Source organism: Orenia sp., from assembly GCF_055140805.1.
This window is the reverse complement of the sequence record NZ_JBSQYM010000099.1, coordinates 1-11,076: the sequence shown is the minus strand read 5'-3', so window position 1 is coordinate 11,076 and position 11,076 is coordinate 1. Positions and strand designations below refer to the sequence as shown.

Below are 11,076 nucleotides of genomic sequence, written 5' to 3'. Positions count from 1 at the left end.
CTCCCAGCCCTCCCTCTCCGTTTATATATTAACTTTTATCTTAGTAGCAATCTGATAAACTTCATTTTTGGGTAAGGAACGCAATTTAGCTACTTCCTTAATAGCTTTCTTCTTAGTCAGGCCCTCTGCCATTAGATCCTCTAGATGCTCTAAGATAGATAGACCTCTCCACTGCTCTAGTTCTTCATCTTGCCCAATTACTCCACCTTCAACGACCAAGACCATCTCACCTCTAGGGGAATCCTCTTTAAACTCCTCTAGCAATTCACTGACCTTGCCAGTGATAGTCTCTTCAAACTTCTTAGTCAACTCTCTGCATAAAGCCATCTTCCTATCTCCCAATACCTCTAAGATATCAGCTAAGGTCTTGCTTACACGATGGGGTGCTTCATAGAATATCAGTGTTCTTTCTTCACCTTTTAATTTCTCTAAATAGCCTTTACGCTCATTCTTCTTACGAGGTAAAAAACCTTCAAAGGCAAAACGATCTGTTGCTAAGCCTGAAATGACCAAGGCTGTAGTCATAGCTGTAGGACCAGGGATGGGAACAACCTTAACCCCTTCTTTTCTAAGCAAGGAAATTAACCTATATCCTGGATCAGATATTCCAGGCATCCCTGCATCAGAGACCAAAGCAACATCTAATCCGCCTCTTAATCTCTCTAAAAGCTCCTTACTCTTCTCTAGTTCATTATGTTCATGATAACTGGTTAATTTGGCTTCAATCTGATAATGATTGAGTAATTTTCTAGTATGTCGAGTATCCTCAGCAGCAATTAAATCAACTTCTTTTAATATATTTAAAGCACGCAAGGTAATATCATCTAAATTACCAATTGGAGTCCCACAGACATATAAAGTTCCTTCACTCATCTATATCCTCCTTTATTAATTTCAACTTATCCTGTCTTCTTAACTGCTTAATAGCATATTCTCGCTTCATAGCTTCACTCTTAGTCTGGTATTCTTCAAAATAACGGAGCTTAACAGGGGTTCTACCCCGCGTGTATTTGGCCCCCTTACCAGAGTTATGTAGGTTAATCCTTCTCTCTAAATTATTAGTATAACCAGTATATAAAGTATTATCAGCACACTCTAGTATGTAAACATAATTAGACATGTTATACAGTTGATAATTTATAGTGTATAGTTGATAGTTTCATGAAAGATTAATTTTTTACTATCAACTATCAATTATCAACTACCTTTCCTCCCTTCTGGAAAGTAAATCTTTTTTACTTCTTGAGTATAATTACCATTTCCATCATTAAGAATTAAAGGAGCTAAAATATCTAGACCAACGCCTCCACCTTTAACACCTTCTACCAAAAATAACTTAGCCTCTTTATCAATCTGTGAATGAATCAATCTTAACCTCTTAGCAGCTAAATTATACTTGTCCATCAAAGATAATAACTCAGCTAATCGCTGAGTTCTATAAACATAAGCAACCTTACCTCGATACTTAAGTAATTGGCTACTTATCTTAATAATATCTTCTAAGTCACACTCTATCTCATGACGGGCAATAGCTACTTTATCCTCCAGATTAATCTTACCACTTTTGGCCTTCATATAAGGGGGATTACTGACGATATAATCAAAGCTTTCCCTTTTAAATACTTCTAAGCCATTTTTGATATTAGCATTAATAAACTCTAATTTATCTTCTATATCATTATATTTAGCACTACGTTTGGCCATATCAATCAATTCTGCTTGAATATCAATACCGTAAATCTTCTCGATTTGATATTTAGCCTGCATTAAATGAGGGATAATCCCACTGCCTGTACCTATATCTAAAACCTTAGAATTCTTTTTGGGACTAGCAAAATTAGCAAGTAGAACAGCATCCAGTGAAAAACAGAAGTAATCAGGATTTTGAATTAATTTCAAATTATCAATTAATAAATCATCTAATCTCTCTGTTTTCTTTACATTAACTCTCTTCACCACTAGCCTTTTCCTCCACTTCATCCAAATTATTATCTAAGAGCCCCATACAGAATAAACAGTCACTCTCACGACCTTCTCCAAAATTAAGATGACAGACATGAAAACCTTCTTTATATAAACGGGTTAAATTATCATAACCCATTCCTCCCTCTTGATCAGGCTCTTCTTCCTCTTCTTTAGTAAAAAGCAACTTCTTTAAATTTTGATTCTCTTCTTTCAGTTTCTCGTTCTCTTTATATATATTATAGATTGTATTCTTCATCTTCTGAAAATCATTAGTCAAAACCTGTAACTCTTCCTGAAAATGAGCCAAAAGACTAATAATCTCTTCCACTATTGCAACCTCCATATCTCCAAAGTCTTATTCCACAATATTCTATATATTATAGTACTAATCCTCTTTTTTATCTTCAATATCCTCAGCAGAAACTTCAATCCTCTCTTTATCACTTAATTCCACAGTTAAAGTCTCCTTAACCACATTCAATCCAGTTACTGTACCAACCTCTTCTCCAACCTCTATCTTTTCACCTATATCAGGTAAATCATCTTTAGTCTCCAAATAATTATCAGACTCATACTTTAAACAACACATTAAACGTCCACAAATCCCAGAAATCTTCTCTGGATTTAGTGATAAATCTTGATCTTTAGCCATCTTAATCGTGATTGGATCAAATTCCCTTAAAAAGGTCTTACAACACAAACTTCTACCACATTGACCAATACCACCCATTAATTTAGTTTCATCTCTAACGCCTATTTGGCGTAACTCAATTCTTGTTCTAAATATAGATGCCAAATCCTTAACTAATTCTCTAAAGTCAATCCTTCCATCAGCTGTAAAGTAAAATAATAATTTCCCTTTATCAAATGTATACTCTGAATCGATTAATTTCATTGGTAATTTATGTTCTGCTATCTTCTTTTCACAGATTTCAAAAGCCTTTTCAGCTTCTTTTTCATTCCTCTTAGCTTGCTGTATATCATTAGAATCAGCCTTCTTCTGTATTGCTTTTACCTCTGATTTAGAAGCAACTTTATCCAGTTCTTTAGAATCTATAATTACCTCACCTAATTCTAAACCACGAGCAGTTTCGGCAAGAATTTTATCCCCTATATTCAACTCAATGCCATTAGGCTTAAAGTAATATATTTTACCTGCTTTTTTAAATGTAGCTCCTATTACTTCTGGCATAATTCTTCCTCCTTAATTTATTCAACCTTAGAAATAATACTTCTAAGGTTAACTGTAAGTTAACGTTTAGATTATTAATAACATTGTTTGCTTCTTGTATTAAGCTTATTATTCCTTCTATCCCTTCTACTCTCCACTCTTTAGCTTCATCTCTTAACTTATCATAGTAATCAACATTAATTAAACTCTTATTTTGACCCAACTTGACCATTAATAAATCTCGGTACCAAGTCAAAATTATATCTAAAATTAGATTAAGCTTATCTCGTTCATCTAATAATTTCTGTACAAATTCAAAACTCTCGATTCTAGTCAAATCCTTTAAAGAATGAGCTATTTTAAGTATGTCTTTCCTTTCTTCTATCTTATCTATATTTTCTACCCACTCTAAAGCAATCTCATACCTGCCACCTGCTAAAGTAGTAAATAATTCTGCATCTTCTTCTGATAAATTATAATTTTTGATTAAACTCCCTCTAATAACCTTATCAGCAACTAATTGAAATCTAATCAATTGACACCTAGATATAATAGTAGGTAAGAGTTTATTTAAATTATTAGTAATTAATATTATAATTGCATAACTTGGAGGCTCTTCTAAAGTCTTAAGTAAGCTATTAGCAGCCTGTGTATTCATCTTATCGGCTTGATGAATAATATAGACCTTCTTCTTACTTTCATAGGGTTTATATAAAATCTCTTGTTGCAACTTCCTAATTTGATCTATTTTAATAAAAGCTCCATCAGGATAAATCTCCTTAATATCTGGATGATTCTTATTATTGGCTTTTCTACAGGATATACAATAATCACAAGAGTCATTATCATTCTCTTGGCAGTTAATCGCCTTAGTAAATTCAAAGGCAGTTCTATCTTTTCCTAAACCTTCCTCACCTATAAATAAATAAGCATGACTTAGCCTTTGTTGAGCTAGTGCATTCTTTAATATAGTTTTTGCTAAATCTTGTCCCATTATTTGATTAAAAGACATGAAAAACTCCCCTTATCTATATAAGTCTACTAACATCCCCCGTACCTCATCTAACTTTCCCAAAATATCTAATTGTGATGCTTGTTCATCAAGAATCATCTTAGTTAAATCCTCTAAAGACTCATCTACAGACTTGACTATCGTGTGAATTTTTCCTTGCATAGGACTATAATCCTCTTGGACATTATACATCTGACCTACAGTCTCCTTAACAAACTGTTTGACCATCTTCTTATATCTAATTAACTCTCTAAAGGTACGATGCTTATTCAAACGATCACCTTGTTGGTCAATCATCTCTAATAGTTCATCTAATTTACCCTTAATCTGCACACCATGAACTTTGGTTAGTTCTTCTAAAAAATCGGTCTTTTTTCCATTAATTTTTGTTACCTGACTTCCAGAAGCTCTAGCAGTATTTACATTACTCTTTAATTTATTATCGATTTTCATCTTTTATCAACCTCTTTTGAAGTATGATTTTAATTGAATTAAAGATACTATCAATTGATTGCTTAGCATCAATCAATTCTATCCTCTCTTTTCTATTAGCCAAATCTAAGTAACCCTTTCTTACCCTCTGATGAAAAGAAGTCTTCTCAGCTTCAATTCTATCTCCTTTATCATTAGATTCAGCAGTTACCTGCTTTGCTCTTTGCAAAGATATTTGAGGATCAATATCTAAAAGCAAGGTTAAATCTGGTTCTAAACCTTCTGTAGCTATACAATTTAATTCTTCAATCAACTTTTGATTTAATCCCCTTGCATAGCCTTGATAAGCCAAAGTAGCATCTGTATATCTATCACTAACAACTATTTTTCCTTCTTCTAGAGAAGGCCTAACTAATTGAAAAACATGCTGAGCCCTCTCAGCAACATATAATAACAACTCCGCCCTAGATACCAACTCAGTATTATCTGGGCTGAGTAAAATTCTTCTAATATCCTTACCGACTTCTGTATCTCCAGGTTCGAAAGTAGTAACAACTTCATATCCTAGACTCTCTAGATACTCTCTAATTAATTTAACTTGAGTTGATTTCCCAGAACCTTCTACTCCTTCTAATGTGATAAAGTATCCATTCATTGAACTTCCTCCAATATTTTTGTGACTATTGTTATTATTCTTGACTGACAAATAAACTCCTTTATATTAATAATTCCATTATAATATTATACCTTTTAACAACATATTACCACAGAAAATTACCTATTAATAGTATTTTATTCAGTAGATAAATTTTGCTATAGGTATGTGAATTTAAAATGAAACTTAATGGGTAGATTGCAATAATTTCGATATTTGGTGGGTGGGTTAAACCCAACTACCTAACCCCTACCCAGCTATCTACCTAACAACCAAATTGTCGCTTTTTCTTTATATAAGCTAAAGTTAAAAATCATTATCTTAGCTAAAAAGTGATTTGGGTAATCAAAACATATATACTAATAAGTATATCCTAATTTAAAAATTTAATAATAAATTTTCTCTTCTATATAAGTTGAACTAATAATTTTCATAAAAAAGATATAAATCAAAACCTTTTTTGAAACAGACTAAAATTTGATTAAAATCCGATTTAAAAACTTAATTTATTTAATTTTCAATCTGTATTTATCAGTGTAAATCTGTGTCTAAATTTTCTTTTGGTATTGATTTTGATATGAAGAACTTTAATTCAATTTATATATCTTAAAATAATAAAAAAAGCCCTCAAATTGAGGACTTTTACTATTAATCAACACTATAGTTTGGAGCTTCTTTTGTAATTGTTACATCATGAGGATGACTCTCTCTTAATCCAGCAGAAGTAATCTTAATAAACTGACCTTTCTCGATTAAATCGTTGACAGTAGCAGCACCACAATAGCCCATTCCAGCTCTTAATCCACCTACCATTTGATAGATAGTATCTGCTAACTCCCCTTTATAAGGAATACGCCCTTCAATACCTTCTGGTACTAATTTCTTATCATCTTCTTGGAAGTAACGGTCTTTACTTCCCATCTTCATAGCACCAATTGACCCCATACCACGATAAACCTTATAACTTCTTCCTTTATAGATTACCTTCTCTCCAGGAGCCTCTTCTGTACCTGCTAAGACACTACCTAACATGACTGTACTAGCCCCAGCAACTAACGCCTTAACTACATCACCAGAGTACTTAATTCCACCATCAGCAATAACAGGAACTCCATACTTTTTAGCTTCTTTTGCACAATCATATACAGCAGTAACCTGTGGTACCCCTACCCCCGCTACTACTCTTGTTGTACAGATAGACCCTGGTCCTATTCCTACTTTAACAGCATCTGCTCCTGCCTCAATTAAAGCCTTAGTAGCCTCAGCAGTAGCTACATTTCCTGAAATAATATTTAATTCTGGATATCTATCTTTAACCTCTTTAACCATATCGATTACCTTTTGAGAATGTCCATGAGCAGTATCAATAATTACCACATCTACTTCTGCTTCTACTAAAGCTGCAATCCTCTCTTTAGTTCCTTCACCAATTCCTACAGCAGCTCCACATAATAGACGACCTTGCTTATCTTTAGCTGCATTAGGATATTCCTCAGCTTTTTGAATATCTTTAATAGTAATTAAACCTTTTAGAATATTATTCTCATCTACTAATGGTAACTTCTCAATTTTATTCTTTTGTAAAATTCCTTTAGCAGCCTCTAAATCCGTTCCTACTGAAGCAGTTACTAAATGTTCACTGGTCATTACATTACTAATCTCTTGATCATAATCTTCTTCAAATAATAAATCTCTATTTGTAAGTATACCTACTAGTTTTTTCTCACTATCTACAATCGGTACTCCTGAAATGTGGTATTTAGACATCAATTCTTCTGCTTCATAGACCTTGTTATCAGGGTTTAAGTAGAAAGGATTAACAATAACACCATTCTCAGAACGTTTAACTTTATCTACTTCCCCTGCCTGTGCTTTAATAGGCATATTCTTGTGTATAATTCCAAGTCCACCTTGACGTGCCATAGCTATAGCCATATTAGCCTCTGTTACCGTATCCATAGCTGCACTTAAAACAGGAATATTAAGCTTAATATTCTTAGTTAAATTAGTACTAGTATCTACTTCCTTAGGTAATACTTTAGAATGAGCTGGTATCAATAGAACATCATCAAAAGTCAAACCCTCTTTAACAAACTTATCTTCCATATTTATTCCCCCTTTAATAGTTTATCTATAATAAATTGCTTTTAAAAGTCATTAGTTAATACACAAAACCCTAAGCATAGATATATACTTAGGGCTCAAAATATGCATAATCTGCAAATCTATGATTCGTAGTCAGATAGTTACGGCCATCTGGTAGAAACTTTCGAGCCCATTCTCGATTTTATACGAAACTCTACTATGTGTTTTTAATTTTTTTAAGTTTATCAATTTTATACTGAGATGTCAAGTAGAAGTAGAAAATAAAATTAGAGGTCTGATAAATCAGACCCCTAATCTTATTGGCTTTCACCACAACATTCTAAGATATAATTCCACCTCTTATCGGTATGCTGTTGAATATCTTCAATTATATGCTCATTTCCTTTTTTAAATAAATGCTTAAATCTCCCTTGCTGTCTCAACCATTCCTCAACTGGCTTCTTCTTTCTAGGCTTATAAAGTAACTTCCATTCACCTTCCTCTATCTCAAACATTGGCCAAACACAAGTATCTGCTGCCACCTTAGTCAATTCTATCCCCTTTTCTGCTCTACTTCTCCATCCCCGAGGGCAAGCAGCTAGTACATTCAAAAAGGCGGGTCCTTTAGTTTCAAATGCTTTTTGGGCTACCTTCATCAACTCCTGTGGTTTAAATGGAGAGATTTGAGCAACATAAGGTATGTTATGAGCTACCATAATATCAGTTAACTCTTTTCTATATTGTTGCTTGCCAGGGATGACCTTTCCCGCTGGAGAGGTTGTTGTATTAGCACCTTTAGGTGTAGCACTAGAACGTTGAATCCCTGTATTCATATAAGCACCATTATCATAACAGACATAGACCATATTATGTCCCCGTTCCATAGCACCTGATAATGATTGAAATCCAATATCATAGGTTCCTCCATCTCCACCAAAGGCAATAAAGTCAAAGTCCTCTTCCATCTTTCCTTGTTTCTTTAAAGAACGATAAGCAGCTTCAACTCCACTAACAGTTGCTGCAGAATTTTCAAAAGCATTGTGAATAAAAGAATCCTTCCATGCACTATAAGGATAAATTGAGCTAGAAACCTCTAAACATCCTGTTGCACACCCTACTACTGCTGGATTTTTACTAGCTCTCATTATTAAATTACTAACTGTTCCTGCACCACAACCTGAGCATAATCTATGTCCCCCTGTAAACCTTTCACTTGTCTTAGCAGCTTCTTTTAACTTCATTTACTCCACCCCCTATTCTCGTACTCCAAAGTGAGTAATTCTATTCTTTACTTGGCTAGTTTCAATAATTTCTTGTAAATCATTAAATATACTCTCAATCTCTTCAACCTTAATATCTCTACCACCTAAACCATAGATATAGTCAACAACCTCTACATGAGCTTTTATATCATATAAGACACTTCTAATGTCAGCAAATACTGGACCTCCATTTGTGGAGAAACTCTCTGCCCTGTCTAAGACAGCAACAGCTTTGATATCTTTTAAAGCATCTGCCACCTCTTCAGCAGGGAATGGTCTATAGACTCTAATCTTTAATAAACCAGCCTTTACCCCTGCTTCTCGCAAATTATTTACAGCTGCTTTAGCTGTTCCTGCAGTAGAGTTTAAGGCTACAATCGCAACTTCAGCATCATCTAATTTGTATGATTCAAAAAATCCATACTCTCTACCAGTTAAATTTTTATATTCTTGCGCAATATCTAAAATTACCTGTTTAGTATTTCTCATTGCTACAGCTTGTTGCATCTTGTGTTCAAAATAAAAATCTTGCAAATCCAATGGACCTATAGCGATTGGATGCTCTGAATTTAGCAGATAATTCTCTGGTTCATATTCTCCTACAAACTCCTTAACATCTTCATCTGCCAATATCTCCAAACTTTCTACTGCATGGCTTGTGATAAACCCATCTAAATTGACCATTGTAGGTAATAGTACATCTTTGTGTTCAGAGATTCTAATAGCTTGGATAGCATTGTCATAGGCTTCTTGAGCATTCTCAGCATACAATTGAATCCATCCAGAATCGCGAGCACCCATGGCATCACTATGGTCACAGTGGATGTTGATTGGACCACTTAAAGCACGATTCACAACTGGCATTACAATTGGCAATCTTGTACCTGATGCTATGTATAATACCTCCCACATTAAAGCTAATCCATTAGCAGCAGTTGCTGTCATAGCCCGAGATCCAGCAGCACTAGCACCTACAGTGGCACTCATAGCACTATGTTCACTCTCTACAGTAACATATTCAGTATCTACCTCTCCATCGGCTACAAATTGAGAGAAGGTCTGTACCATTGCAGTCTGTGGAGTAATCGGATAAGCAGCAACAACATCTGGATTTATCTGTCGCATAGCTTGGGCTAAGGCTTCATTACCAGTCAAAGCAACTTTACTAGACACTTTATTACCTCCCCTTGATGTTATAATTTACAATTAACAATTGATAAGTAAAATCAAAGTATCAATATAGAATAATTAAAGATAATATAACTACTCAACATAATGGTATAAAGTTAAAAATTACTTTCATTGAAGTTGGGGCTATTCTGAATTATTATTTTAACCCGATCTTTAATTGTTCATTATACATTGTAAATTGTACACTGTTCTTTACTCTTTCACCATTTCAATAGCATTTACAGGACATTCATTAGCACAGATTCCGCAACCCTTACAATGATCATAATCTATTTGATCAGAGACAACTCCATCTTCAGAAAGGATAGAAATATCAGGACAGAAGGCCCAGCATAAGTGGCAATTAATACATTTCTCTTTGTCTAACACTGGTTTCTTAGTTCTCCATCCACCTGTCTTATATTCTTTTGCATTACCAGCATCTAAAATCAATCCACCAATAGGAATATCCTTATACCCATCACCTGGTTTAACCATTATTGTTTCACCTCCTGATAAGCCCGCTTCATTGAATTCATATTCCCTTCAATTACTTCAGGCTTATGAGCAAACTTCTTCTTAAATTCATTTTCTACCTCAGTTACAAACCCTTCAAAATCTAATAAGTTGGTAGCTTTAATTAAAGCACCTAACATTGGCGTGTTAGGAAAAGGAGCACCAATTTCTTCAGTTGAGATACCATAAGCATCTACTGTATAAACCCCACCTTCAAATCCTAACTTTTCTCTTATTTTAGCAGTTTCCACTTCTGTATTCACAATAATAGTTCCATCTACAGAAACCCCCTCAGTTACATCTACAACTTCTAATAAGGTTGGGTCTAAGACGACTACAATACTAGGTTCAGTTACTTGACAGTGGACAAAGATTGGCTCATCACTGATCCTATTATAAGCTAATACTGGAGCGCCCATTCTCTCTGGACCATACTCGGGAAATGCTTGAATATTCTTTCCTGTTTTAGCAGCAACTTTTCCCAACAAAATAGATGCTGTTTTTGAACCTTGTCCACCTCGCCCATGCCAACGAATTTCTATTAAATTTGCCATATATTCTCCTCCTTTCACTTTAGGAAATTAATCTTAAAATTATGCTATCTGTTTTTTAAGGTAATAGAATAGGTTTTAATACTCTTCATATATAATATTTGTTTATTTTATAATGATTATCCAGATTATTATTTTATTTAAAGAATTTTATATTTTTATAGATATCCAAGTCTAAAATGAAATAAATCAAAACCTTTCATACCTCACTCTAACTCTCTCCTACCTTAGGAGAGAGGACTAAAGCATCTTTTATT

Annotated in this window: 13 protein-coding genes and 1 riboswitch; all 13 genes read right to left on the bottom strand. The window is 34.0% G+C overall.

Translation table 11 applies throughout. The annotated features are described in order from the left end of the window. Nucleotides 1–21 precede the first annotated feature (21 nt). The 13 genes from rsmI to ACTCDL_RS10370 all read right to left on the bottom strand — a co-directional run bounded on the left by rsmI (nucleotide 22) and on the right by ACTCDL_RS10370 (nucleotide 10,822). Complete coding sequence (gene rsmI / locus ACTCDL_RS10430) at nucleotides 22–873, bottom strand: 16S rRNA (cytidine(1402)-2'-O)-methyltransferase (protein WP_463176411.1); 852 nt, start codon at nucleotides 871–873, stop codon at nucleotides 22–24. Then, nucleotides 866–1,120 carry a GIY-YIG nuclease family protein gene (locus ACTCDL_RS10425; protein WP_463176410.1) on the bottom strand — a complete coding sequence of 85 codons (255 nt, stop codon included), beginning with the start codon at nucleotides 1,118–1,120 and terminating at the stop codon, nucleotides 866–868. Before ACTCDL_RS10425 ends, rsmI begins: the two co-directional genes overlap by 8 nt. Before the next feature lie 77 nt (nucleotides 1,121–1,197). Then, nucleotides 1,198–1,959, bottom strand: a complete 762-nt coding sequence (locus ACTCDL_RS10420) for a tRNA1(Val) (adenine(37)-N6)-methyltransferase (protein ID WP_463176409.1) — start codon at nucleotides 1,957–1,959, stop codon at nucleotides 1,198–1,200. Further along, on the bottom strand, nucleotides 1,943–2,293 hold the full coding sequence (locus ACTCDL_RS10415; RefSeq protein ID WP_463176407.1) for an initiation-control protein YabA: 351 nt from the start codon (nucleotides 2,291–2,293) through the stop codon (nucleotides 1,943–1,945). Before ACTCDL_RS10415 ends, ACTCDL_RS10420 begins: the two co-directional genes overlap by 17 nt. A gap of 57 nt (nucleotides 2,294–2,350) precedes the next feature. Beyond that, complete coding sequence (locus ACTCDL_RS10410; protein ID WP_463176406.1) at nucleotides 2,351–3,157, bottom strand: PSP1 domain-containing protein; 807 nt, start codon at nucleotides 3,155–3,157, stop codon at nucleotides 2,351–2,353. Next, complete coding sequence (holB, locus tag ACTCDL_RS10405; protein ID WP_463176405.1) at nucleotides 3,129–4,148, bottom strand: DNA polymerase III subunit delta'; 1,020 nt, start codon at nucleotides 4,146–4,148, stop codon at nucleotides 3,129–3,131. The genes ACTCDL_RS10410 and holB overlap by 29 nt, the downstream gene beginning before the upstream one ends. 12 nt (nucleotides 4,149–4,160) lie before the next feature. Continuing rightward, on the bottom strand, nucleotides 4,161–4,601 hold the full coding sequence (locus ACTCDL_RS10400) for a YaaR family protein (RefSeq protein ID WP_463176404.1): 441 nt from the start codon (nucleotides 4,599–4,601) through the stop codon (nucleotides 4,161–4,163). Beyond that, nucleotides 4,588–5,235 carry a dTMP kinase gene (gene tmk, locus ACTCDL_RS10395; protein WP_463176403.1) on the bottom strand — a complete coding sequence of 216 codons (648 nt, stop codon included), beginning with the start codon at nucleotides 5,233–5,235 and terminating at the stop codon, nucleotides 4,588–4,590. Before tmk ends, ACTCDL_RS10400 begins: the two co-directional genes overlap by 14 nt. Nucleotides 5,236–5,883: 648 nt before the next feature. Then, a complete protein-coding gene (gene guaB / locus ACTCDL_RS10390; protein ID WP_463176402.1) occupies nucleotides 5,884–7,341 on the bottom strand; it encodes an IMP dehydrogenase in 1,458 nt (485 codons plus the stop codon). A gap of 109 nt (nucleotides 7,342–7,450) precedes the next feature. Continuing rightward, a riboswitch (purine riboswitch) is annotated at nucleotides 7,451–7,550 on the bottom strand. Between the two features lie 87 nt (nucleotides 7,551–7,637). Further along, entirely contained in the window at nucleotides 7,638–8,561 is a 924-nt protein-coding gene (locus ACTCDL_RS10385) for a thiamine pyrophosphate-dependent enzyme (RefSeq protein WP_463176401.1), read from the bottom strand. Between the two features lie 12 nt (nucleotides 8,562–8,573). Continuing rightward, the gene (porA, locus tag ACTCDL_RS10380) at nucleotides 8,574–9,755 is read right to left on the bottom strand and encodes a pyruvate ferredoxin oxidoreductase (RefSeq protein ID WP_463176400.1); all 1,182 of its coding nucleotides are present in this window, start codon (nucleotides 9,753–9,755) and stop codon (nucleotides 8,574–8,576) included. Nucleotides 9,756–9,965: 210 nt separating this feature from the next. After that, complete coding sequence (porD, locus tag ACTCDL_RS10375; RefSeq protein WP_463176399.1) at nucleotides 9,966–10,250, bottom strand: pyruvate synthase subunit PorD; 285 nt, start codon at nucleotides 10,248–10,250, stop codon at nucleotides 9,966–9,968. Beyond that, complete coding sequence (locus ACTCDL_RS10370; protein WP_463176398.1) at nucleotides 10,250–10,822, bottom strand: 2-oxoacid:acceptor oxidoreductase family protein; 573 nt, start codon at nucleotides 10,820–10,822, stop codon at nucleotides 10,250–10,252. Before ACTCDL_RS10370 ends, porD begins: the two co-directional genes overlap by 1 nt. Nucleotides 10,823–11,076: the final 254 nt, after the last annotated feature.

Coding starts and splice junctions, on each gene's coding strand:
- guaB (WP_463176402.1), bottom strand. CDS start 7,341: ATGGAAGATAAGTTTGTTAAAGAGGGTTTGACTTTTGATGATGTTCTA.
- porD (WP_463176399.1), bottom strand. CDS start 10,250: ATGGTTAAACCAGGTGATGGGTATAAGGATATTCCTATTGGTGGATTG.
- ACTCDL_RS10385 (WP_463176401.1), bottom strand. CDS start 8,561: ATGAAGTTAAAAGAAGCTGCTAAGACAAGTGAAAGGTTTACAGGGGGA.
- ACTCDL_RS10400 (WP_463176404.1), bottom strand. CDS start 4,601: ATGAAAATCGATAATAAATTAAAGAGTAATGTAAATACTGCTAGAGCT.
- ACTCDL_RS10370 (WP_463176398.1), bottom strand. CDS start 10,822: ATGGCAAATTTAATAGAAATTCGTTGGCATGGGCGAGGTGGACAAGGT.
- ACTCDL_RS10425 (WP_463176410.1), bottom strand. CDS start 1,120: ATGTCTAATTATGTTTACATACTAGAGTGTGCTGATAATACTTTATAT.
- tmk (WP_463176403.1), bottom strand. CDS start 5,235: ATGAATGGATACTTTATCACATTAGAAGGAGTAGAAGGTTCTGGGAAA.
- holB (WP_463176405.1), bottom strand. CDS start 4,148: ATGTCTTTTAATCAAATAATGGGACAAGATTTAGCAAAAACTATATTA.
- ACTCDL_RS10410 (WP_463176406.1), bottom strand. CDS start 3,157: ATGCCAGAAGTAATAGGAGCTACATTTAAAAAAGCAGGTAAAATATAT.
- rsmI (WP_463176411.1), bottom strand. CDS start 873: ATGAGTGAAGGAACTTTATATGTCTGTGGGACTCCAATTGGTAATTTA.